The sequence below is a fragment of the Bulleidia sp. HCP3S3_C9 genome (genome assembly GCF_052064035.1).
Lineage (GTDB): Bacteria > Bacillota_I > Bacilli_A > Erysipelotrichales > Erysipelotrichaceae > Bulleidia.
Genome location: NZ_JBQHWJ010000035.1, coordinates 1 through 24,079 on the forward strand (window position 1 = coordinate 1; position 24,079 = coordinate 24,079).

A 24,079-nucleotide genomic window follows, 5' to 3' on the forward strand; every position below is an offset into this window, starting at 1 on the left:
TTCCTTCACTCATGGCATCACTGCCAACAGCTTGTGGTTTACTACACTTGGCGGTAAAGACCTGTGGTCAGTTTATCTCTGACTGAATTAGCGCCATGCCCGGCACACCCACAAAAGAGAATCCTTTCGGATTCTCTTTATTTCATCTAAAGCTTTCCACTTACTTATACTCAACCAATTTATCGAACCATTGTGCACTTATGATTCTTCTAGATTTTTCTTTCCTCAACTTGTCATCTCTTCATCAAATGATTTCATATCTTCCTTTATTACAATCTGAATAAAGCTTCCATGATTCATCTAGTAATCTCGGCATGTTTACTTGTTACTCTTGTTATAATCGTTAAACAATTATTTTCTGTAACAGGTTTTATCGAATATTGAATCTATTGGTCTTTCTGTTTTGCTCAGCTTTAGATCTTTTCAATTGTTAGTGTAGCTTTTTCAGCTACTCTTAATGAATTCCTGGTCCTCTCATATATGATATGACCTCCTTTTACGTTGATATGTGATTCACATAAACAATTTTTCAATTGTTCTATGTACCCCCTCACATCAATGTTTATCAGCTCATATATCTTGAGTTAAGTCAGATGTATTGGCATGAATTTCATCTCTAATTATATTCTTACTCTAAGAATGCTTTAGTTCTCGTTTAGATGAAATCTCTTATTGTGTAGCTTTTTCAGCTACTCTCAATAAATTCCTGGTCCTTTCATATATATTATGACCTCCTTCTACGTTGATATGTGATTCACATGAACAATTTTTTAATTATTCTATGCAACCTCACACCAATGTTTATAAGTAGATGCTCTTTTGTAAGACAGATGCCTACATTTTTTTCATCTTTAATTACATTCTTACTCTAAGAATGTTTTAGTTCTTGTCTAGATGAAATATTTTAATGATGTAGCTTTTTCAGCTACTCTTAATGAATACCTGGTCCTCTCATATGATATGACCTCCTTTGAATGAGAAGTACTTCTTCTTTGTTTGTACTTATAATATACAATGGATTTTCCAAAAGAATAGTCTATTATTCGTAAATTATTTTCTGTATAATTATATTGTTGAGGGTCAATACTACACACATCTACGGATGTGTTTTTTTGTTATCCAGACATAAGAAAAGATGGCAGATTTCTCTACCATCTAATTTTGGTTGCTTAATTGTTAATTACTTAACGTTAGCGAAGTACTTGATTGTACGAACCATCTGAGAAGTATAAGAGTTCTCATTGTCATACCAAGAAACTACTTCAACCTGTGTCTTGCCATCAGCTAATGGGGAAACCATTGTCTGTGTAGCATCGAACAATGAACCGAATCTCATACCTACGATATCGCTAGATACGATTGGGTCTGTGTTGTAACCGAATGATTCAGTAGCAGCAGCCTTCATAGCAGCGTTAACTTCGTCAACTGTTACAGCCTTATCTACAACTGCGAATAATAATGTTGTAGAACCTGTAGGAGTAGGTACACGCTGAGCAGCACCGATTAACTTACCGTTCAATTCAGGAATTACAAGACCGATAGCCTTTGCAGCACCTGTTGAGTTAGGAACGATGTTAACTGCACCAGCTCTAGATCTTCTTAAATCGCCCTTTCTCTGTGGACCATCAAGAATCATCTGATCACCTGTGTATGCATGGATTGTGCACATGATACCAGATTCGATTGGTGCTAATTCGTTAAGAGCCTTAGCCATAGGAGCTAAGCAGTTTGTTGTACAAGAAGCAGCAGAGATGATCTTGTCTTCTGGTGTTAATGTTTCGTGGTTTACATTGTAAACGATTGTTGGAAGATCATTTCCTGCAGGAGCAGAAATAACAACCTTCTTAGCACCAGCATTGATGTGAGCCTGAGCCTTAGCCTTGGATGTGTAGAAACCTGAACATTCAAGAACTACATCAACATCTAGATCGCCCCATGGGCAGTTATTTGCATCTGGTTCCTTGTAAATCTTAATTGTCTTACCCTTAACTGTGATTGTACCTGCTTCATCATCAGCAGTAACATCATCTTCGTGACCGATTTCAACGTAACGACCCTGAGATGAGTCATACTTTAAAAGGTGAGCAAGCATATGAGGTGTTGTTAAATCGTTGATAGCAACTACTTCATATCCTTCAGCATCAAACATCTGTCTGAAAGCAAGACGGCCGATACGGCCAAAACCATTAATAGCAACTCTTACATCTGTCATATTGTCTTAAAAGACCTCCTTTTGTTGCTATTAAATTATAGAATTTAGAATGAATATCGTCAATTGTGAATTATTTGATTTGTTTCATTTTTCAACAATTCATTCATTCTGTTGCAAATATCATGAAAAAATACCACATGCCATTGACACGTGGTACACAATTAATAAAATTCATTCAAATTCAGCGGTCTATGAGATATCGCAAAAGCCTCTTCAATCGTATCTATTTTCTTTCGAAACAGCTTCGTAAATAACTTAGAATCATTCAAGCGAACCATTGTAGATGGATATGATTTTTTCAATGCTTCTGGGAACACTTTTGAAAGGTCTTCTGCTTCTGATACATACAGATTCACAATCTTTCTTTCCTGCAATGCCGCATTACACAATTTAATCAATGACATAGAGTCAAGATAAATCATTTCCTGTACCTTTAACTGTTCTCCATCAGGAATCATAGCTGCATATCCTTGAATCTGGTCTTTTCCGTTATAATATGCAACGATTTTTCCACCAACTGCTTTAATTTCTTTCTTGTAATTGACAAAATATCCCAAATCTCTAGCGTAGAATCCATTAAAACGCTTAATAAATGCAGAATACACTTTCAACAAATCTAATGGTGCTGGATCATATGCACATCCAAAATTAGTAATTCTTGTGACGTCTTTTCTTTGAATCTGGAATTGTGTTCGCTGGTAGATCGTACGGAAACCAAATGGTTCATACATTTCTGGTTTTTCTGTCTGAATCAAAGTCAGCAATTCACTGTGCTCACATGCATCCACAATGATATCCATCATTTCATGCATATATCCTCTATGACGATACTCTGGATGTACCGCAACGCCCATGATCATACTTGCCTGCAGTACACGAGAATTAAACATCAATGCATGTTTATTACGAACTAGCGTCGCAACGATTTTTCCTTCTAAAACTTTAATATAACAATCTTCAGGTCTTACTACATTTTTAAAGAAAAAGTCTTGATATCTTTCATCAACATCAGGAAAGCAGACTTTCCACAATCTTTTTATTTCATCTATATTTTCTCTTTCAGCTCTTTTGATCATGATTGTTATCATCCTTTCCCTGTGTATTTTGTATCAAATGCATTGTTCTATAATAACTCATTACACTCATCACACCAAGAACCACAAAAAACATCCATAACTCTTTTTTCCATACGATAAGAGCAAGTACAATGAGTACATCTATTCCAACGACATACATATCTTTCTTACGCATTTTCTTCACCATCTGCCGCAATATCATGAATCTTCACAAAACGATGACGAATACCAGATTTTGAAACTGATTTTTTTGTTTTTTCAGCCAAATAATTACACAGTTCATTCAACGATGCTTCTGGATATTCTTTTCGAATTTCAATGACATCTTTCAGTTTCTGATCTAATGTCTCATATTTACCCATCTGTTCAATTTTTCGAATATCTTCCAGTTGCTTTGCGGCTGCAGACTGCGCTTTCATTTCATTCGCAACATCAATATTATTCAATCGTTGAATATTATTTGCGAGATCTCTTTCGATGCGAATATTTTCAAAACTGAATAATGCCTGTTCCGCTTCAATAATTCTCAAGAAATCCGCTATTTTTTCAGCAGCTTTAATATATACAACAAATTTATTTCTTCTTTCAATCACTTTTGCATTCAAATAAAAACGATTCATCACTTCTTGAATAAAGAACGCATGTTCTTCATTTGCGGCTGTGATTTCCAGATGATAATTTGTTTTTTCTGGAGGGTTGATAGAACCACCAGCCAAAAATGCACCAACAAGATATGCACGTGCATTATTATCTGAAGCAACAATTTTCTGTAATGGTTTTTCTAACAAGCCTCTTGCACTGTAGATACCAAGATCCATCAGTATTACGGGCGCTGCAGAAAGAATACGCAATCCATAAATACGATTCTTCTTCAAGTTCATTTTCTTCTTAACAAACAATTCAATTTCACTATTGTATCTTTCTTTCACCATGCGATAAATCACTCTGGCAACTGCCGCATTTTCAACAGTTACTAGAATCGTCATCCCTCGATTAGAAAAAGATAATGATGAACACATCTGTATTAAAGCAGATAACTCTGCTCTTGCATCGTTACCTTCCATAATTTTCTGTGAAACTTCTTGTTTAACAATTGATGAAAATGACACTCTCTACAACTCTCTTCCTATAACGCAGATACTAGTTTTTCCACAACTTCTTTTATTTTTTCAGGATCATGACGGATCAAATGCCCATCGAAATATAACAATGGTTCTTCAATGATCTGATAATCATGTTGCGCTTTCATAATAGATACAACCGTACTGCCTTCTGCACGGTAAGCTTGAATACTTTTCTGGGGAATTGGATCAGAAGCAACCACCACCGCATCTACAGGTGCCCCATGTTTTTTCAGCGCTTCTACATGATCTTCCACACTATAGCCATCCGTCTCTCCTGGCTGACTCATTGCATTGCAGAAATATACTTTCTTTGCATGTGACTGCTGCAAAGCAGAACGAATATCAGGAATAATAACATTTGGCAAGATACTTGTATAGACAGAACCAATACCATAAATAATCAAATCTGCCTCTTTGATTGCATGAATTGCTTCCTTTTCCGCAACAACAAACGTTTCATAAAATACTTTTTTGATATGGTTATTCACATCAGGAATATTTGCTTCACCTCTAACAACAACACCATCTTCCATCTGTGCATATAATGTAATGACTTGTGAAGTCGCAGGTATGATCTTACCTTTGACATTTAAAATATTCTGAATTTTCTGAACAGCTTCAAAAAATGATCCACAAGTTTGTGTCAATGCTGTCAAAATCAAGTTTCCTAGATTATGACCCGCAACATCTTCTTCGGTACCATTTGGATCATCAAATCGATATTCCATCAATTCTGTCATCAAATCATCATTTGCACTCAATGCAATCATGACATTACGGATATCACCCATTGCTGGAATATGAAACTGTTTCCGCAATCTACCTGTAGATCCACCATCATCTGCAACAGTTACAATTGCACTGATATCAATTCCCTCAATATTTTTGATTCCTTTACAGATGGTAGACTGTCCATGTCCACCACCAATGATAACAACTTTTTTATTCTTCATTACGAAGCCATTCCTTTTCTTCACGATGTTGTTTATAGCATCTATATTTCTTACTGTAATGATCATACAGCCAGTTTGTAATGCTGACAGATCTATGCTGACCACCTGTACAGCCAATTGCTACTGTAAAATGATTCTTTCCTTCATTTGCGTATTGTGTTAATGCATAATCCATAAAAGAAGTCAGCTTTTCCAGGAATTCTTTTGTTTCAGGTTTTTCCATGACATAGTCATAAACACATTTATCATTTCCATTATATGGTCTTAAAGAAACTTCCCAGAACGGATTTGGCAAGAAACGTACATCAACCATAAGATCTGCATCTAATGGAACACCATACTTATACCCAAAAGATTCAAAAGAAATAGAAAACACAGGCACTTGTTCCTTAGAGAAATAAGATTCCAGTTTCTTTTTAAATTCCTTTTCACTCAAGAAAGATGTATCAATTGTAATAAAGGAATTATTTAAATTTCTAGAAAACATCTGTCTTTCTACTGAAATTGCTTCATCCAGTGTATTACATGTATTACTTAATAAAAGAGGATGTGTTCTTCTTGTACTCTTATAGCGATGTAACAGTACTGAATCATTTGCATCTAAAAACAAAACCTGCACTTCAAAATTCTGTCCCTTTAAAAGTCTTAAAAAAGCTGGAAAATCCTGTGCTGAAGTTGATAGTGCAATATAGCTATAACGAGGATCAATACTTGTTTCAATCATATCCACAAGCAATGAAACCAATTGTACAGGAAAATTATCAATAACATGATATCCCATATCTTCCAGACTTCTCGTTGCGACACTTTTGCCCGCACCACTCATTCCAGATACCAAGATGACTCTTTTATTCTTTTCTGAAACACTTTTTTCCATAAAACATCCTCCTGGTCTATATAATGATAAAACATTATTCCAATTCTTTCACTATCCATTGACATTTCAGTCTAGATTTTCTATGGTTAATTCAGATATAGGAGAATTCAAATGAAAATCATTATTGAAAAAGACGAACACGCAATGAGCGAAAGTGCCATGCAGATCATTTTAGGCACAATGATGCAGGACAAGAAAGTAAACGTTTCACTTACATCTGGATCATCCCCAAGAACAATGTATCAAATGATGGTTCCTTATGTAAAAGACAAGCCACAATTCAAAGATGTTGACTACTACCTTTTTGATGAAGCACCAGAAGTTGGGGAAAAGAAAGGTCAGCCAGGACCTAACTGGACTGAAATGCAGGAACTGTTCTTCAAGGGCGCAAATATCCCTGATGAAAAAATCCATATTCCAAGCATGGAAAACTACGAAACATTTGACGAAGAAATTGCAAGAGCCGGTGGTATTGATGTCATGCTGATTGGACTTGGATTTGATGGTCATTTCTGTTCCAACTGTCCAAGATGTACGCCAATGGATGCTTTGACATATGCACGTGCCAGACACGTAACAGTCGAAGCAAATCCAAATTATCCAAATAATACATCACACCCATATTCCATCACAATGGGACCTGCTTCTTTAATGAAAGTTAAGCACTTAGTATTGATTGTAAATGGAAAGCATAAAGCAGAAATCTTCAAAAAATTCCTGACAGAACCAATCAGTGAAGAACTCCCAGCAACAATCCTGCGTCTGCATCCTAACTTTACAGTCATTGCAGATGAAGATGCCGCAAGCCTACTCTCTGAAGAAGATATTAACGGACCAGTTAAAAAATTAGACTAAATACGAAAAAGCCCAGATATCATTCTGAGCTTTTTTGATTAGATCAAATCATTACTCCATGCATGCTTTGCATCCAGAAGAGTCAACAATTCTGTGATATCAGAAATCGTTGCATTTGGTTTCTCTGCTTCGATTTTTTCACGTTTTTCTTCATTTGTGATAAAACCAACAGTATATACACCAGCATTCTTGCCAGCCTGTACATCTGAAACATTATCACCAACATACATAACGCTGTCATGTCCAACATTCAACATTTCACATGTTTCAATGATGCCATCCGGTTTTGGTTTTGCATGTCTATAGCGTTCTGTGCCAACAACAAGATCAATATATTCCTCAATTTCCAGATCTTCAACCCAAGTCTCACAAGATTCAGATAATCTAGAAGTTACAATTGCCACAACATAACCTTTTTTCTTCAATTCCTTTAACACTTCTTCAACATGCGGAAGTGTAGATACTAAGTGTCTGCCAGGCAAAGATTTCTGGAATTTCGTATATTCCTTCATCAATACATCTGCATTCTGATCAGGAAATAACTTTTTCAATTCATCTCTTAAAGGTGGACCAAATACTTCCTGTTGTACTTCTTTTGTGAAATCTTTGATATTTCCATACTTTTGAAATAAGTATGCAAAGCATCCAATGATCATCTGTTCGCTATCCATGATAGTTCCATCAAAATCAAATAAAACAACTGGTTTTCTTTTATCAAAGAATCTTGAATATGACCACAATAGAATACCAATCACTTCCACAACGATACAGGAAGGAAAGTTTCTAACAGCTAAAGGATCCCAATGGAATGCCATTGCAGCAAGACGATCAAATCCCGTCAACATAAACATGACCGCAAATGCATCGCCTCTTCTACGTAGTGGAGAATACGTTCTCATTACGCAATAGATGATCAAGAATTCAAAGATGTTGATTCCAACACAATACCACACTGAAGGCAGTTCCAACGCTCTACCTACACGCGCAATTGTAATTGTCAATAACAATGCCGTACTAACAACATCCATCGTTCTGCGGAAGGAAAGATGATGTTTCTTGCCATAAAGCAGTATCACAAGAGATATTGCCTGTAAAGATCCAAGGATATCGATTCCACCATCACCAATCGCAAATACATACCAGGCATACATGGAATAATTCTTCATATTCTCAAGTACCCAGAAAATTCTTCCACCAACAATACCACTCACCAGAATCAGTACAAGAAGATCATCTGAAACTGCCTGTTTATACCCATGTGCTTTCATTGCCTGAGACAAATAGAGATATCCAACAATGCACCCCAAGACTAAAGTGAATGCATACCACTTGATTGTAATTCCCCCAACCGAAACAATCGTGGATAAATCAGGGAACCAAATCATGCTTTCCCCTCTCTTTCATTTGCCGCAACCATAAAATCCTTAAATCTTTCACGGATTTCATCTGCACTGTTAAATCCAGCTTCGCTCAATCTGAAATTTGATACTGCAGATTCAATCAACGCAGCAGTATTTCTACCAGCAGAAACTGGCAATACAAGTGTAGGGACAAGAACATTCAATATTCTTGTATAACGCATCGTCTCATCACCTAGTCTGTTATAGTCTGCATCTGCTTCAAATGGAACAAGCTTAATTACAAGATCCACATCTGCACTGTCAGAAATAGCCATTGCACCAAACATTTTTTCAACATCAATAATCCCAATGCCACGGATTTCAAGCAGTCCTTTAATGATATCTGGTGCATGTCCTAAAATATGGTTATGAATATGAATTACATCAACTCTATCATCAGAAATCAATACATTTCCTTCACGGATCAATTCCAATGCCGTTTCACTCTTACCCATTCCAGACTCACCCGTCAATAGAACACCAACACCACGAATACTCATCAATGTTCCACTCATTGTATCTTCTGGTGCAAGTTTTTCATCAAGATATGTAATAATATCTGCCATCAGACGATATGTTTCCATGTTTGTTCTCAAAACCGGGAAATTTGTACTTTCCGCAACCTCTTTTAAAATTGGAGGTAAATCATTATTTTTGGTAATAATCGCAGCAGGTGTCAAACCATCTGTAATCAAAGGAAAACGTGTTCTTTGATCTTCTTCAGACATCGTACGAATAAATTCAGATTCCCTGTTTCCAATCACCACGATTCTACGTGGTTCTGTTTTTTTATATACACCACACAATTCAAATCCAGGTCTATTAACATCTGGAACAACTGTCCAGCGTTTCAAAGATTCGTCATTTCCTGTCAATCTTTCAAACTTAAAAAAATCTACAAGTTCTCGAATTGTCACTTTCTTATCATACATTTCATCGGCCATTTCATTGTACCTCCGCTGTTGCCTATTATAACATGCTCTTTAAATAACAAAAGGAAAAGAAATATTACTTCTTCCCCTCTTGATGTTCCCTAGTCCATTCTAACGCTTTTAACAAGTATTGTCCTGTCCAGGATTCTTTTACTTTTGAAATTTGTTCTGGTGTGCCTGTTGCAACAACCGTTCCACCCTGATCTCCACCTTCTGGTCCTAGATCAATGATATAGTCTGCACACTTGATCACATCCAGATTATGTTCAATGACTACTACAGTGTCTCCATTATCAACAATTCTCTCTAGAACTTCAATCAAACGTTTTACATCATCTGTATGTAAACCTGTTGTTGGTTCATCCAGAATATAAACTGTTTTCCCTGTTGCTGGTTTCTGTAATTCACTCGCCAGCTTAACTCTTTGCGCTTCTCCGCCAGACAACGTTGTAGAAGATTGTCCAAGCTTCATATAACCTAAGCCTACATCACAAAGTGTCTGTAGTTTCTTCTTGATCTTAGGATGATTAGAGAAGAAAGACGTTGCTTCTTCAATCGACATTTCCAGTACATCAAAGATATTCTTTCCTTTATATGTACACTGCAATGTTTCTTCATTGTATCTCTTTCCATGACACACTTCACAAGGTACATAAACATCTGGCAGAAAATTCATACGAATCACTTTCACACCATCTCCTTGGCATGCTTCACATCTGCCACCTTTTGTATTAAATGAGAATCTGCCTTTATCATACCCTCTCATTCTTGCTTCTGGAGTTTTAGCAAACACATCACGAATATCATCAAACACACCCGTATATGTTGCTGGATTACTTCTAGGTGTTCTGCCAATTGGCTGCTGATCGATTTGTACCAGTTTATCAATGTTTTCTAATCCCTTGATTGACTTGTACTTTCCAGGATGAATTTTCGCTCTACCAAGATTAACAAGTACTGCTTTCATAAATACATCATTTACAAGCGTAGACTTTCCAGATCCACTCACACCTGTTACCACAACAAGTTTTCCTAACGGAAATTTTACATTGATTTTCTTTAAGTTGTGTTCTTCCACACCTTTGAGTTCAATAAATGCACCATTGCCTTTTCTTCTCTTCTCAGGTAATGGAATCAATTTCTTACCCGCAAGATATTGTCCAGTGATAGAATCTTCCACTTTCATAACATCTTGTGGTGTCCCACTTGCCATCACATTTCCACCATGAATACCAGCACCTGGGCCAATATCTACGATCCAGTCTGCAGCCATCATTGTTTCTTCATCATGTTCCACAACAATCAAAGAGTTTCCAAGATCTCTCATGTTTTTCATTGTCTGAATGAGTTTTGCATTATCTCTCTGGTGCAAGCCGATACTTGGTTCATCCATAACATACAATACACCAGATAGCTGAGAACCAATCTGTGTTGCCAGACGGATTCTTTGTGATTCCCCACCAGATAATGTTCCTGCAAGACGATCTAATGTCAAATAATCTAAACCAACATTGCTTAAGAAATGCAATCTAGATTTAATTTCTTTCAAGACCATTTCTGCAATCTTTGTCTTTTCTTCATCCAGCTTTAATGCATCCATCCATGTATTTGCATCTTTGACTGACATCTTTGTAAATTCCGCAATGTTCTTATCCCCAACACGCACAGATAACGCCTGTTCATTCAAACGCTTTCCCTGACACGTTGGACATGCGCTTTCCACCATGAAAGAATGATACCAGTCTTTATGCCAGGAGGATGTTGTCTCAACATATCTTCTTTCAATCAGATCTTTGATGCCTTCAATGAAATCATTTCTCTGATATGTATTTCCACCAGAAGAAGTAATTGTGTACTTGATTGGTTTATCAGAGCCATGCAAGATCACTTCCATCTGTTTTTCTGTTAACGTAGAAACAGGGGCATCGATATCAATCTTGTATGCCTTGCATAGAATTGTAAATGTCTGCCATTCAATATTTTCTGTATCAACAATATTCTTATAATAACGAACTGCACCTTCACGGATAGACAAAGAAGGATCCGGAATCAGATTATTCACATCCACTTCTTCTGTAATTCCTAAACCATGGCATGTTGGACATGCACCTAATGGTGCATTGAATGAAAACAGTCTAGGTTCTAGCGCACTTACAGAGAACCCACAGATCGGACAGCTATAATTTTCAGAGAAAAGCTTTTCTTCTTCTCCATTTAAAACAATCACTTTACCATCTGCCAGCTTTAAAGCAGTTTCAATAGAATCATAAATTCTACTTCTAGAATCCTCTGTTTTTACAATACGATCCACAACAACATCTAAATCATGTCGTTTATTCTTTTCCAGCTCAATGTCATCTTCTAAAAGACGAATTTCACCATCCACACGAACACGGATATATCCTTCTTTCATTAATTTAGAGAACACATCCTTAAATGTTCCTTTTTTATTTTTTACAACAGGTGCAAGAATCGTTAATCTGCTTCGATCTTCATACTGCATAACCGTATCCACCATTTCCTGCACTGTTTGACCAGTAATTGGAATATTATGATTTGGACAATACGGTGTTCCACATCTTGCATACAATAATCTTAAATAGTCATAAATTTCAGTCACTGTTCCTACTGTAGAACGAGGGTTGTTGCTTGTTGTTTTCTGATCAATGGAAATTGCTGGAGAAAGACCTTCAATTGCTTCTACATCCGGCTTTTCTACACCTCCTAGAAATTGTCTGGCATAGGCAGACAAAGATTCTACATATCTTCTTTGTCCCTCTGCATAGATCGTATCAAACGCTAAAGATGTTTTTCCGCTTCCAGATAATCCCGTCATCACGACAAGAGAATTCTTAGGAATTTCCAAGGAAATATTTTTAAGATTATTTTCACGCGCACCACGAATAATCAATTTATCGTTTTTCATCTTTCTTTTCCTCTTCACAAAGATCATTCAGCATATTCCACGCATCACGAGGTGACATATCATCAATATCGATAGATAACAGTTTCTCTCGAATCGCATCTGATTTAGTATCTTCTCTTTCCATTTCAACAAGCTGGAAATTCTGCTGAACGACACGCTTCTTGCTTTCCAGTTCCTTCTGCAACTGTTTTGCACGAGACAATACACTTTCCGGTAAACCCGCAAGTCTAGCAACGTTAATACCGTAGGACTGTCCAGCAGGACCATCTTTGATTTTATATAAGAATGTTACTTCTTCATTGTTTTCTTTCACAACAACATGGACATTTCTAACACAATCCACATTATCCGTTAACATTGTTAATTCATGATAGTGTGTAGAAAACATTGTTTTCGCATGAATACATGTCGCAATATATTCAATCATACTTTGTGCTAACGCCATGCCATCATATGTAGATGTGCCTCTGCCAATTTCATCAAACAAAATCAAAGAATGTTCACTTGCTTCCTGCAATGCACGATTTGCTTCACTCATTTCTACCATAAACGTAGACTGACCACTCAAAATATCATCACTCGCACCAATACGCGTAAAAATCTTATCAAAGACAGGCATTTTACATGATTTACAAGGAACAAAGCATCCAATCTGCGCCATAATAATAATCAAAGCTGTTTGCCTCATATATGTAGATTTACCACCCATGTTAGGACCCGTAATCAATAAAATACTTTGACTTTGATCCATCTTTACAGAGTTTGATACATATCTAGGATTCTTCATCATTTCATCCAGAATTGGATGTTTTCCATTTTCAATATCTAATTCATCATCACTAAATTCAGGTTTTACATAATGATATTTGCTGGAAACTTCACTTAACGCACAATAGCAGTCAATTTCAGCCAATACTTTAGACAGTTTCTGTAACTGAGGAAGATATCCCTTCACCTCATCTAACAATTGAGAAAACAATTCCTTTTCAATACGAATTGCATTTTCCTGTGCATGCAGGATCATCTCTTCTTTTTCTTTCAGTTCAGGAGAAATGAATCTTTCATTATTTGTTAACGTCTGTTTACGAATATAGCCCCACTCAGGTTTCACATCTTTACAGGCGCCCTTAGAAATTTCAATAAAATAACCAATAACCTTGTTAAAACCAACTTTTAATGTTTTAATTCCTGTTCTTTCTTTTTCCTGTGCTTCCAATGAAGCAATAAAATCTTTTCCACCTTTTTGAATGGAACGTGCCTCATCTAACGCAGCGTTATATCCATCACGAAATGCACCACCATCACTCAGATTCACTGAAGGATTTTCAACAAATGCATCTTTTAATTTTTCATATAATGAACTCAACGGATCAATATGACGATATTCTTTAAATTCATCACAATCCAGCTTTTGAAGAATATTTGGTACTTCCTGCAATGTTTTTGATAAACGCTGGATATCAATTGGACTGGCAGTACTTAACGCACAACGTGCAATCAATCTTTGCAGATCATAAATGTTATACAAAGACTCTCTAACACTGCTTCTAGCCATGAAATTCTTCATCAGCCATTCCACTTTTGCATAGCGATCTTCAATCAATTCCTGATCCACAAGTGGCTTTTCAATCCATTTGCGCAATTGTCTAGAACCCATTGCACTCTTGCAGACATCCAGAAAAGACCACAATGTAATTGCCTTGCCATTTTCATGCAGTGGTTTTGTCAATTCTAGATTAATTCTTGTGGAATAATCCATATACAAAGAAGATGCTTCTGTTTCCACTGTACAAGGCTGTAAATGAGAAAGCATGTGTCTTTGCGTTTCTTCCAGGTAGTGGAGCATCATACCATAGGATCTACGGTCATACTCTTTTTTGATTGCTTCACATAGTGGGAAATACTGACTGTCAATAGAGTCATCTTCACAATAAGAAATTGTTACCTGCATATTTCTTAACTGTTTGATGATCTTTTCTCTAAATCCCTTATGAACAACAATTTCTCTCGCATTGTTCTTTAAAATCAGCTGCAGCAATACAGAATCCTTATGTTCACAATTCTCCACATAGTTTTCTCCTGTAGAAACTTCTACAAAAGCAATAGAATAGCCATAGGAATAATCTGTAATCGCAGCTAAATATACACTCGATTTCTCATCCGTGATTTCTTCCATCACTGTACCTGGAGTAATGACGCGAATAACATCGCGCTGTACGATACCTTGTGCTTCTTTTGGATCCTGCATCTGTTCAACAATCGCAATCTTATAACCTCTAGCGACGAGTCGCTGAATATATGACTGTGCCGCATGGTGAGGAACACCACACATAGGAATCTTTTCTTCAACACCAGCATTTTTGCCAGTTAAAATCAAATCTAATTCTTTTGATGCAATCTTTGCATCATCAAAAAACATCTCATAGAAATCCCCTATACGATAAAACACTAACGTGTCCGGATAGTTCTCTTTCGTTTTGAGATATTGCTGCATCATTGGTGAATATGTTTTTTCTTTTGCCATAATGTCATTATTATAGCACGCACATACCACCAGATAAGAAAAATGACTTGCAGTATTCCACAAGTCATTTAACGTTTCTTCTTTCTTTTTCAATTCCTTTTCTTATCATTGTACTCGTCGCACCAAAATAAATATCAAACCCTGTCACTGTTTCAACAATTTTACTTGCACCAAGTCGCTTCAGTCTGGAAGTATCCAGCTTATTTGCATCATAGATAGAAGCAGATAATACAAAGCAATTAGATTCCAGTACTTTAATATTTTCAATGCCGCCAAGACCTTTTAATACACCTGTTACCAGTCTTTCCTGATCACCTGTTCTAAACAAGTCTACTGCCAGATTCGTAAAGTAGAATCGTGTCATAAAGAAGTATACAAGCAAGATACATGCACCAATAATCAAAAGATAAACAATTGTCATCTGAAAATCTTTGTTTGTTACATACGTAATCAATTCCGGCAATGTTCCAACAAGAGCCGTCATAGAAGAAGTATCTGAAGAATTAAATCCAAGATACAAATGTAATCCCTGTAACAAGCCAAACAAGAAACCAGTACATGCTAAATGCGCCATATATAACAAGGGTGCTAAAAAGAACAACATCAATTCTATTGGAAGCAATGTACCAGAAATGAAAGACGTAATCGTTGCGATAATACAAATCATACGCATTCTAGGTTTATGCAAAGGATTTGTTTCTAAAGAATACATACCCCAGATCATTCCAGGAATCGCAAATATATTTAAGATATAGTATGGTGTAATAAATCTGCCCGCCTGACCTTTGATAGCACCACTTAGAATCTGTGCACTCCATACCGCTACATCTCCCGTAGCAACTGTACCAGTCATGCCTACCCAGCTGCCACCATTTATGCCATACCAGAATGGAAAACGAATCAATGTACCAAGATTCAATGTAGAAAAGAATGAATCCAGAATACCATATAATGTTAGATTCACTGGATTTGTCGTATCTACAGAAATAAAACTAATCAGTTTATTCACTGCCATAATGACAAATGGCCATCCATAGGCAAATAGAACACCCACAGCAATGGAATATAACAATACATTGATTACACATCCAACATCTCTAGAAATAAATGAAAACAAACCATATCCGCTCTTTTTCTTAGAATTTGTAAACGCAACAAGTGTTCCAATCGCAACCACCGCAATTCCAATAAGCCCTGTCTGTAACGGATATAGTGTAATACCTGTGTACGAAGCAATTGATGATTTCGACAAGCTTAGGCCTAGAATTGATGAATACGCAGTTGTTGTCAGATCCGTTCTTGTTACAATCATCGTCGTACATAAGAAAGCTACATATCCAACAAATGCACTCATGATCGTCATACTTGATCCATTTTTTCTAGTCACAATACGCAACAAGAATAGCAACGGAAAATTAACAATGATAAATTGACCAATACGCATGAGAACTTCCGCAAACATCTTCACATAATCGTTATCTATTAAATAGACGATTCCAAATATATTATTTGTTAATAAATTTCCAATTCCACATAAAAGAAATGCTAAAAACAGCACTTCAATTGGAAATTTCACAATTTCAAACAAACTTCTCCACTTTTTCATACAGACACTATTCTACCACATTTAATACAACGTTTTTAAACGATCAAAATATGATACTTTCTTACCTCTTAACACTCTGATATGTCTAGCACCGCATATCTTGATTTCGATCTTTTTGCAATCTTCTAATGGATACACATCACTATCCACACCTAATAAAGCACCTTCAAAACTCTCTGATTCAAATCGAATCACACTATCACTCTTTAATACAAGCGGTGCATCCAGGCTTCTATATTTGCTATGATGAATTCCTGCAATCTCAACCATCTCAATTAAATCCAGACCTTCCTGTAAAACAGCACCGCCAAGAGAACGATTATATGCGGTGGATCCTAATTGTGTACATACGCACATCCCCGTACCTCTAAACGTTTCCAGCTGAATATCATTGACATACACATCCATCACTTGTGTTCTCGCAGCATTTTCCACACGAATTTCATTCAATGCATAATAGCAGTTTCCATTCACTTCACCACGCAAAACAGACAATATCTCTTCTTTTCCTTCATGATGAATCAATACATCTAAAAACTCATCTACTTCATGATCCTGATAATCAGAATAAAATCCCAGTGTACCTGTATGCAAACCATAGAAACGTACATCTTTTAAACGATCCATAAATTGATGTACCGCATAAATAAATGTACCATCTCCACCCACAACAATCACAGTTTCTGGATTCTCATCATCTCTTATAAAATCAAATTGACACAATCTATCATCAATTTCTTTCTCTATTTTTTTTGATACTTCATCAAGTTTTGATACAACTGTATATTTTTCCATGCCTTAAGTATAAACGTATCCAAAAGAAAAAAGAAGTTGCTCTACAGATTCTATCCATGCAAAAATGCAAATATAAAAGGTTGCAGACAATTGCAACTCCCATTCATTTAAATTATACAAAATATCATAAAGAAAAAAAGACTGTTCCTTCAATGAAAATTAATTATATTGTAAGTACAGAAAGGAGATGTTATGAAAAAATTATTCATTATTTCTTCTCTACTTATTTTCATATTTGGCTGTTCAGCTGACACATATTCTACACTGAAGGTATATCCATGCGATGCTGAAATATTTGCATACATTACTCAAGCAGATGACAATTCCTATATTTCCATCTTGTACTTATCAGATGGAATAGATTTTCAATTAGATAACGAAGAAGAATATCTAAAAGGTATCTATGACATAGTTGATGAAGGTGATGCTAACGCAAGGGATACGTCTCTCATTCCAGACGCTTTACAGACAGCAGTAAAAAAATACCGCAGCAGCTGCTGCTCCACTTTATACATTAAAGGATCGGATCAGCAATTGAATGAACTGCAGAATTTCCTGGAAACTTTTGATTTTCATATCGTTGTGATTGGAGATACAAGTTTTGACATCCTAGGAAGAATTGATAAAAAAGTAGTTGTCCTTCCAATTCAAAAAATCTAGATTACAATTCATCAAATAACCAATAAAGAGAACCATACAACAACAGGTTCTCTTTATTTATATCATCAAAAAAGAAGTTACTCTCAGTATTCTGATTTCACTTCTCCATTACTTTAGCTAATTTTTGTACCAGCAGAAAGTCCGTTCACTTCAACAACAGCGATCTGACCATTTTCCTTACCAGCAAGCAGCATACCATTGCTTTCTTCGCCACGAATTGTAGCCTTGGCAAGGTTTGCGATAACTACTACATGCTTTCCAATCATCTGACCCGGTGTATAAGAAGCAGCTAAACCAGAAACGATCTGTCTAGGTTTACCTTCGCCTAAGTCTACTGTCAAAATCAACAGCTTATCCGCATCAGGATGCTTTTCACAAGATAATACCTTACCAACTCTCAAATCAAGTTTCGCAAAGTCATCAATTGTAACTTCACCCTTTACTTCCTTCTTGGCTTCTTTTACTTCTTTCTTGATTCGATTCTGAATCTCTTCTACCTTAGCCATTACTTCTTCTTCCTTGAGTCTAGCAAATAAGATTTCTGGCTTATCTGTAATCTTACTTCCATTTTCAAGCAAGCCGAATGTTAAATCATCTTCACTTGTCTTTTCAGTATTCAAAGACTGCAGAATCTTTTCAGCTGTCTCAGGTAGATATGGCTTCAATAGAATTGCACCAATACGCACAGATTCTAATAAGTTGTAAAGTACTGTAGCAAGTCTGCCAATCTTTTCAGGATCCTTAGCGAGTTTCCAAGGTTCTGTTTCATCAATGTACTTATTACATCTAGAGAACAAATCAAGAATATGATCAATGGCATCCGCAACATGTAATGTATCCATAGATTCATCAACAAGCTTCACAGTATTCATTGCAACACTCTTCAGATCAGCATCAACATCTTCAACTTCATTTGGATTTGCAACAACACCATTGAAGTATTTATTTTCCATAGATAATGTACGATTGACTAAGTTACCTAGGTTATTCGCAAGATCACTGTTAATTCTTTCAATCATGAGATCATATGTGATATGACCATCCTGTGCAAATGGCATTTCGTGAAGCATAATATATCTCACTGCATCTGTACCAAATAAAGATACAAGATCATCCGCATAGATGACATTACCTTTAGACTTACTCATCTTAGAATCACCAGTGAGTAACCATGGGTGACCAAAGATCTGCTTAGGCAGTGGAACATCCAATGCCATCAACATAATTGGCCAGTAAATTGTATGGAATCTAACAATGTCCTTACCAATCAAATGAAGGTCAGCTGGCCAGTACTTATCAAATAATGGATCACTGTTTCCATCAACATCATAACCAAGACCAGTAATATAGTTTGTCAATGCATCAATCCAGACATAAACAACATGCTTAGGATCAAAATCAACTGGAATACCCCACTTAAAGGATGTTCTAGAAACACAAAGATCCTGAAGACCTGGTTTCAAGAAGTTATTGATCATTTCATTCTTTCTACTTTCAGGCTGAATAAAATGAGGATGATCTTCAATATACTTAATCAAACGATCAGAATACTTACTCATCTTAAAGAAATATGCTTCTTCCTGCATTTCCTTTAATTCACCACCACAGACAGGACATTTACCATCTTCTGTGATCTGAGATTTTGTATAGAATGCTTCACATTCCTGACAATACAAGCCATCATAATGACCCTTATAGATATCACCCTTGTCATAGAGTTTCTTAAAGATCTTCTGAACCTGCTTTTCATGATATGGATCCGTTGTTCTCATAAATTTATCATAAGAAACATTCATAACATCAAACTGATTCTTGATTTCCTTAGATACTTCATCAACAAATGCCTTAGGAGAAACACCAGCCTTTGTTGCCTTTTCTTCTACCTTTTGACCATGTTCATCTGTTCCTGTCTGAAAACGAACATCATAGCCTACCTGTCTTTTATAGCGAGCAATTGCATCCGCTAATACGATTTCATATACGTTACCAATATGTGGCTTTCCTGAAGTATACGCAATCGCTGTTGTTAAATAATATGGTCCTTTGTTTTCCATGTTTTACCTCCTTAAAAATGAAAAAGACATCCCTAATGAAAGGACGTCTTGCACGCGTTACCACCTTTATCTTCCTCTACATATTCTATAGAGACACTCATTTGTTTTAACGGAGTTCTTCCGGGATATTCTATTAGAATATCCAGCTCCAGACCCATGTTCATTCCCTTCATTCACAGATTCTCACCATCCATCTGCTCTCTAAAGAATGATTCAGAAACTACTCTTTCCTTCAAAGCTTTTAAGTCCTTATATTATACGGTTTATTGCACATTTTGAAAAGAGAAAAGAAAGCAGGATTGATTTCGAAAAGAAATGTTGATGCTTATTTCTTGAAAATATACACTTTCATCCAGGAAAACGTTTACACAAATCCTTGATTTTTGACCAAAATAATTCTATGATTGTACTTACATACAGGTATCTAGTTTTAATTTATTTACAATTAGTTATTGGGATATGTAGAAATGGAGACTTAAAAATGGCAACAGGAAAAGTTAAATGGTTCAACGCTGAAAAGGGTTATGGATTCATTACTGCTGAAGATGGAAAGGATGTATTCGTACATTATTCTGCAATCCAGTCTGATGGATACAAAACACTCGATGAAGGAGCTTCTGTTCAATTTGATGTAACTGAAAGTGATCGTGGACCACAAGCTTCCAACGTCGTAAAGCTCTAATTTGATTCATATCGAATTATTTGAAAGCAAGCGTCGCAAAAAGAGACGAAAGTCTCTTTTTACTTTACCTAAAAGACTCTATAATATTTGCATGTTCAATTTATTCAATCAAAAAGAAAAAACAAATGACATCAACGAAAAATTAAAGTATCGTTATACAAAAACAAAGCAAGATCTAAAAGATTTAGAAGAAGTAACAGATGCAACTCTGCATTCTCAATACGATGCACTCGCAAAAGGCACACAACAAGGCATCTCAACAATGCCGCGTTTAAAAAATGCCATGCTTGAAGAAGCAGAATTATTAACAGATGAATCCGAAAACTATGCACGTCTGTCATTAAAAGCAAGAAAGCAATCCGATGAATTAAAAACACGTGTTAAAGAAGCAGAACGCTTCGAAAGAAAAAGCAATAAGAAAGTTAAGCTCTTGCCCGTCAAGCCAACAAATGCAGAAATTGACTACGAAGAAAAAATCACCAAGCATTTTGCAGCCGGTGATACTTTCTATAAACTGTTCTGGGTTTTCTTTATTGGATGCTTTGGCGGTGTTGTCATTGAAACAATCTGGTGCCTTATCACAAGAGGACACTACGAATCAAGAGTCGGCTTAATTTATGGACCATTCAATCTCGTTTATGGATTTGGTGCTCTTGTATTGACATATAGTTTATACAAATATAGAAACAGAAGCAGTATCTATTCCTTTATTGGTGGATTTATCAGTGGTTCTGTTGTGGAATATGCATGTAGTTTCCTCCAGGAAATGGCATTTGGATCCACTTCATGGGATTATTCCAGTATGCCATATAACTTGAATGGTAGAATCTGCCTGGAATACTCCATCTTCTGGGGTATTTTAGGAATCCTCTGGATCAAAACCATTTATCCAATCATGGCAACATGGATTTTAAAGATTCCAAATAAAACAGGCAAACCACTCACTACAATATTATTAGTCTTTATGCTTTTCAACTCTTTCATGTCTGGTGCTACGGTATTCAGATGGTATGAAAGAACACAGAATATTCAGGCAGACAATGCATTTGAAATCTATCTGGACAACCATTATTCAGATCAGAAAATGCAGAAAATCTATGCAAATCTCGAATTTAAATAATGCTGATCAAATGATCAGCATTATTTCTTTAATACAATTGTCTGCCAAGGAGATAGTTGGTATTTATGATCCTTATAATTAACATCTGCATTGGATAAGAGTACTTCATACGTATCTTCAATGTTTACTTCATGTTCCTCTCCACTCATATTATTGATACAAATGATTTCTTCACTATCATTCGCTCTACGATACGCAACAACTTCATCACATGTATCTAACGCTTCAAAAGAACCATCCACAATTAAATCAACGTTCTTTTGTCGTAATGCAATTGCTTTCTTGTAGAAAGATAATACAGAATCAGGATCATTGATTTGCTTTTCCACATTAATTTCACTCGCATGCTCGTTCAATGCAAGCCATGGTTTCACATCACTGAATCCACCATATTCACTACTGTTCCAGCACATTGGAGATCTTGTATTATCTCTACTTCTACGATTCACAAAATGTAATGCTTCTTCTTTAGAATAGCCCTCTTCCAATGCACGCGTATATTGGTTGTGTGAAGAAATATCATCAAATTCATCAATGGATGATCTTTCATTATTGATCATTCCAATTTCCTCACCTTCATAGATATACGGTGTAGATTTCAAGAACATCAATAAACTGCCTAACAGTTTCGCAGCTTTACCATTTCGATCTGCAGGATTCTTCACAAGACGATTCAATGATCTAGGCATATCATGATTCTCATGGAATGCACCAGCCCATCCAAGCTTATTGATTTCAATTTGAGAAGCAAACAATGCATCTTTATATGCTTTGATAGACCAATCCTGATCTGGGAACCACTCTTCATTCTTTGTGATATCCAGATTTGAATACATAAAGTCAAACATCATAGAAAAGCATCCTGTCTTTCCAATAAATGTTTCTAATTGATCATATGGAACATCTACAGCTTCAGCAACTGTCATACATTGATGCCTGTCAAATGTTTCTTCTCTCAATTCATGAAAGAAATCTTCAATTCCTTCTTTATTTCTACAGAACTGGAAGCAGGCACTCAATCCATCAGCACCATCCACTTCACCATCACACCATCTCTGATCTTTCTTGATAAAGTTGATTGCATCCACTCTAAAGCCAGAAATACCTTTATCCAGCCACCAGTTGATCATTTTATAAATATCCTTACGCATTTCAGGATTTTCCCAGTTCAAATCTGGCTGTTTCTTAGCAAACGCATGGAAATAATACGTATCTTCATTTTCAACCTTTTCCCATACAGATCCACCAAACACACTTCTCCAGTTTGTAGGTGCATGCCCATCTACGCCCTTCTTAAAGATATAGTAGTTTCTATACTTGCTATCTGGATCTTTCAATGCTTCCTGAAACCATGCATGTTCATCAGAAGTATGGTTGATAACAAGATCCATTAAGATGCCAATATTTCTTTTCTTTGCTTCCGCAATCAATGCATCCACATCTTTCATTGTTCCATAATCTTCTAACATGTCATAATAGTCAGAAATATCATATCCATTATCAGCCAGAGGAGATTTATACATTGGACAAATCCAAAGCATCGTAACACCAAGATCTTTTAAATAATCTAATTTACTAATGATACCTTGAATATCTCCGATTCCATCATGATTGCTATCACAAAAACTTCTTGGATAGATTTGATACACCACTTCTTTCTTCCACCATTCACTCATTATATGTTCCTCGATTCTTTCTGATAGTATTATACAATTCAAACTCAAATATGAGTAGAATTCATTTTCTTATTTTTACCAATTGTTGCCGTAAAGCCTCTCGCTTTAGCAATGGGGATACAAGGCGACTCATACAATAATTATACTGCTGAAAGATATCTAATTTCTATTGAATTATATACGTCATAACAGTATAATATATTTATGGAATATAAATCTAATCATAATATTGTCTATTCCTGCAAATACCATGTGGTATGGTGTCCTAAGTATCGACGTTCTGTTTTGATAAACGGTGTTGATGTTCGTTTGAAGGAGCTGATTAAAGAAACCTGCGACTCACTGAATGTCGAAATCATCGAAATGGAAATCATGCCAGATCATGTGCATCTGCTTATGGAAGTAGACCCGCAATTCGGAGTACATAGAGCTGTTAAACAAATTAAAGGATATTCTTCTAAAGTATTGAGAACCGAATTTCCTTGGCTTAAATCAAGACTTCCGAGTTTGTGGACTAACAGTTATTTTGTAAGCACTGTTGGTGGTGCTCCACTTGCAGTCATTAAACAATACATTGAGAATCAGAAAAGCGTGTAGGTATAAATAT

At 36.1% G+C, this 24,079-nt stretch carries 19 protein-coding genes and 1 other annotated feature; of the genes, 5 read left to right on the forward strand and 14 right to left on the reverse strand.

The window, feature by feature from the left end:
* Positions 1-1,180: 1,180 nt before the first annotated feature.
* From gap to rapZ, 6 genes are all read right to left on the reverse strand, one after another.
* Positions 1,181-2,212 (reverse strand): type I glyceraldehyde-3-phosphate dehydrogenase, encoded by a 1,032-nt coding sequence (gene gap, locus ACTND6_RS07070; protein ID WP_178175310.1) that lies wholly within the window; start codon positions 2,210-2,212, stop codon positions 1,181-1,183.
* A 161-nt stretch (positions 2,213-2,373) separates the two neighbouring features.
* Positions 2,374-3,288, reverse strand: a complete 915-nt coding sequence (locus tag ACTND6_RS07075) for a GNAT family N-acetyltransferase (RefSeq protein WP_178175309.1) — start codon at positions 3,286-3,288, stop codon at positions 2,374-2,376.
* Positions 3,272-3,463, reverse strand: coding sequence for a hypothetical protein (locus tag ACTND6_RS07080; RefSeq protein WP_441023201.1), 192 nt, complete (start codon positions 3,461-3,463; stop codon positions 3,272-3,274). The genes ACTND6_RS07075 and ACTND6_RS07080 overlap by 17 nt, the downstream gene beginning before the upstream one ends.
* Positions 3,456-4,397 carry a DNA-binding protein WhiA gene (gene whiA, locus ACTND6_RS07085; protein WP_441023199.1) on the reverse strand — a complete coding sequence of 314 codons (942 nt, stop codon included), beginning with the start codon at positions 4,395-4,397 and terminating at the stop codon, positions 3,456-3,458. The genes ACTND6_RS07080 and whiA overlap by 8 nt, the downstream gene beginning before the upstream one ends.
* 17 nt (positions 4,398-4,414) lie before the next feature.
* A complete protein-coding gene (locus ACTND6_RS07090; protein ID WP_441023196.1) occupies positions 4,415-5,365 on the reverse strand; it encodes a gluconeogenesis factor YvcK family protein in 951 nt (316 codons plus the stop codon).
* Entirely contained in the window at positions 5,355-6,242 is an 888-nt protein-coding gene (gene rapZ, locus ACTND6_RS07095; protein ID WP_178175305.1) for an RNase adapter RapZ, read from the reverse strand. The genes ACTND6_RS07090 and rapZ overlap by 11 nt, the downstream gene beginning before the upstream one ends.
* Positions 6,243-6,353: 111 nt before the next feature.
* Here rapZ and ACTND6_RS07100 point away from each other — a divergent pair, with 111 nt between their 5' ends.
* Positions 6,354-7,097 (forward strand): 6-phosphogluconolactonase, encoded by a 744-nt coding sequence (locus ACTND6_RS07100; protein WP_441023192.1) that lies wholly within the window; start codon positions 6,354-6,356, stop codon positions 7,095-7,097.
* A 38-nt stretch (positions 7,098-7,135) separates the two neighbouring features.
* Here the strand turns inward: ACTND6_RS07100 and ACTND6_RS07105 are convergent, their stop codons facing one another.
* From ACTND6_RS07105 to ACTND6_RS07130, 6 genes are all read right to left on the reverse strand, one after another.
* A complete protein-coding gene (locus ACTND6_RS07105) occupies positions 7,136-8,482 on the reverse strand; it encodes a prolipoprotein diacylglyceryl transferase family protein (protein ID WP_441023190.1) in 1,347 nt (448 codons plus the stop codon).
* Positions 8,479-9,441, reverse strand: coding sequence for an HPr(Ser) kinase/phosphatase (gene hprK, locus ACTND6_RS07110; protein WP_441045078.1), 963 nt, complete (start codon positions 9,439-9,441; stop codon positions 8,479-8,481). The genes ACTND6_RS07105 and hprK overlap by 4 nt, the downstream gene beginning before the upstream one ends.
* A 64-nt stretch (positions 9,442-9,505) precedes the next feature.
* Entirely contained in the window at positions 9,506-12,355 is a 2,850-nt protein-coding gene (uvrA, locus tag ACTND6_RS07115; protein ID WP_441023186.1) for an excinuclease ABC subunit UvrA, read from the reverse strand.
* Positions 12,342-14,879 (reverse strand): DNA mismatch repair protein MutS, encoded by a 2,538-nt coding sequence (mutS, locus tag ACTND6_RS07120; RefSeq protein WP_441023184.1) that lies wholly within the window; start codon positions 14,877-14,879, stop codon positions 12,342-12,344. Before mutS ends, uvrA begins: the two co-directional genes overlap by 14 nt.
* A gap of 64 nt (positions 14,880-14,943) precedes the next feature.
* Complete coding sequence (locus ACTND6_RS07125; RefSeq protein WP_441023183.1) at positions 14,944-16,485, reverse strand: hypothetical protein; 1,542 nt, start codon at positions 16,483-16,485, stop codon at positions 14,944-14,946.
* Between the two features lie 21 nt (positions 16,486-16,506).
* Entirely contained in the window at positions 16,507-17,280 is a 774-nt protein-coding gene (locus ACTND6_RS07130) for an NAD(+)/NADH kinase (RefSeq protein WP_441023181.1), read from the reverse strand.
* 192 nt (positions 17,281-17,472) lie between these two features.
* Between ACTND6_RS07130 and ACTND6_RS07135 the strand changes: the two genes are divergently transcribed.
* A complete protein-coding gene (locus ACTND6_RS07135) occupies positions 17,473-17,940 on the forward strand; it encodes a hypothetical protein (protein ID WP_441023180.1) in 468 nt (155 codons plus the stop codon).
* A gap of 113 nt (positions 17,941-18,053) precedes the next feature.
* Here ACTND6_RS07135 and metG read toward each other — a convergent pair whose 3' ends face one another.
* Entirely contained in the window at positions 18,054-19,994 is a 1,941-nt protein-coding gene (gene metG / locus ACTND6_RS07140) for a methionine--tRNA ligase (protein ID WP_441023178.1), read from the reverse strand.
* A gap of 36 nt (positions 19,995-20,030) precedes the next feature.
* Positions 20,031-20,239, reverse strand: a binding site (T-box leader).
* A gap of 236 nt (positions 20,240-20,475) precedes the next feature.
* Here metG and ACTND6_RS07145 point away from each other — a divergent pair.
* Both ACTND6_RS07145 and ACTND6_RS07150 read left to right on the forward strand, forming a co-directional pair.
* The gene (locus tag ACTND6_RS07145; RefSeq protein WP_441023176.1) at positions 20,476-20,676 is read left to right on the forward strand and encodes a cold-shock protein; all 201 of its coding nucleotides are present in this window, start codon (positions 20,476-20,478) and stop codon (positions 20,674-20,676) included.
* A 91-nt stretch (positions 20,677-20,767) separates the two neighbouring features.
* Complete coding sequence (locus tag ACTND6_RS07150) at positions 20,768-21,796, forward strand: putative ABC transporter permease (RefSeq protein WP_441023174.1); 1,029 nt, start codon at positions 20,768-20,770, stop codon at positions 21,794-21,796.
* Between the two features lie 20 nt (positions 21,797-21,816).
* On the opposite strand, the gene ACTND6_RS07155 is transcribed toward ACTND6_RS07150, so the two are convergent.
* Positions 21,817-23,472, reverse strand: coding sequence for a glycoside hydrolase family 13 protein (locus tag ACTND6_RS07155; RefSeq protein ID WP_441023171.1), 1,656 nt, complete (start codon positions 23,470-23,472; stop codon positions 21,817-21,819).
* 204 nt (positions 23,473-23,676) lie between these two features.
* Between ACTND6_RS07155 and tnpA the strand changes: the two genes are divergently transcribed.
* Positions 23,677-24,069: an IS200/IS605 family transposase gene (tnpA, locus tag ACTND6_RS07160; protein ID WP_441023169.1), complete on the forward strand. Its 393-nt coding sequence runs from the start codon at positions 23,677-23,679 to the stop codon at positions 24,067-24,069.
* Positions 24,070-24,079 lie beyond the last annotated feature (10 nt).

What these genes read in the sequence shown, in the direction of transcription:
- gap (WP_178175310.1), bottom strand. Translation starts at nt 2,212, where the DNA reads ATGACAGATGTAAGAGTTGCTATTAATGGTTTTGGCCGTATCGGCCGT.
- ACTND6_RS07075 (WP_178175309.1), bottom strand. Translation starts at nt 3,288, where the DNA reads ATGATCAAAAGAGCTGAAAGAGAAAATATAGATGAAATAAAAAGATTG.
- ACTND6_RS07080 (WP_441023201.1), bottom strand. Translation starts at nt 3,463, where the DNA reads ATGCGTAAGAAAGATATGTATGTCGTTGGAATAGATGTACTCATTGTA.
- ACTND6_RS07090 (WP_441023196.1), bottom strand. Translation starts at nt 5,365, where the DNA reads ATGAAGAATAAAAAAGTTGTTATCATTGGTGGTGGACATGGACAGTCT.
- rapZ (WP_178175305.1), bottom strand. Translation starts at nt 6,242, where the DNA reads ATGGAAAAAAGTGTTTCAGAAAAGAATAAAAGAGTCATCTTGGTATCT.
- ACTND6_RS07100 (WP_441023192.1), top strand. Translation starts at nt 6,354, where the DNA reads ATGAAAATCATTATTGAAAAAGACGAACACGCAATGAGCGAAAGTGCC.
- ACTND6_RS07105 (WP_441023190.1), bottom strand. Translation starts at nt 8,482, where the DNA reads ATGATTTGGTTCCCTGATTTATCCACGATTGTTTCGGTTGGGGGAATT.
- hprK (WP_441045078.1), bottom strand. Translation starts at nt 9,441, where the DNA reads ATGGCCGATGAAATGTATGATAAGAAAGTGACAATTCGAGAACTTGTA.
- uvrA (WP_441023186.1), bottom strand. Translation starts at nt 12,355, where the DNA reads ATGAAAAACGATAAATTGATTATTCGTGGTGCGCGTGAAAATAATCTT.
- mutS (WP_441023184.1), bottom strand. Translation starts at nt 14,879, where the DNA reads ATGGCAAAAGAAAAAACATATTCACCAATGATGCAGCAATATCTCAAA.
- ACTND6_RS07125 (WP_441023183.1), bottom strand. Translation starts at nt 16,485, where the DNA reads ATGAAAAAGTGGAGAAGTTTGTTTGAAATTGTGAAATTTCCAATTGAA.
- ACTND6_RS07130 (WP_441023181.1), bottom strand. Translation starts at nt 17,280, where the DNA reads ATGGAAAAATATACAGTTGTATCAAAACTTGATGAAGTATCAAAAAAA.
- ACTND6_RS07135 (WP_441023180.1), top strand. Translation starts at nt 17,473, where the DNA reads ATGAAAAAATTATTCATTATTTCTTCTCTACTTATTTTCATATTTGGC.
- metG (WP_441023178.1), bottom strand. Translation starts at nt 19,994, where the DNA reads ATGGAAAACAAAGGACCATATTATTTAACAACAGCGATTGCGTATACT.
- ACTND6_RS07145 (WP_441023176.1), top strand. Translation starts at nt 20,476, where the DNA reads ATGGCAACAGGAAAAGTTAAATGGTTCAACGCTGAAAAGGGTTATGGA.
- ACTND6_RS07150 (WP_441023174.1), top strand. Translation starts at nt 20,768, where the DNA reads ATGTTCAATTTATTCAATCAAAAAGAAAAAACAAATGACATCAACGAA.
- ACTND6_RS07155 (WP_441023171.1), bottom strand. Translation starts at nt 23,472, where the DNA reads ATGAGTGAATGGTGGAAGAAAGAAGTGGTGTATCAAATCTATCCAAGA.
- tnpA (WP_441023169.1), top strand. Translation starts at nt 23,677, where the DNA reads ATGGAATATAAATCTAATCATAATATTGTCTATTCCTGCAAATACCAT.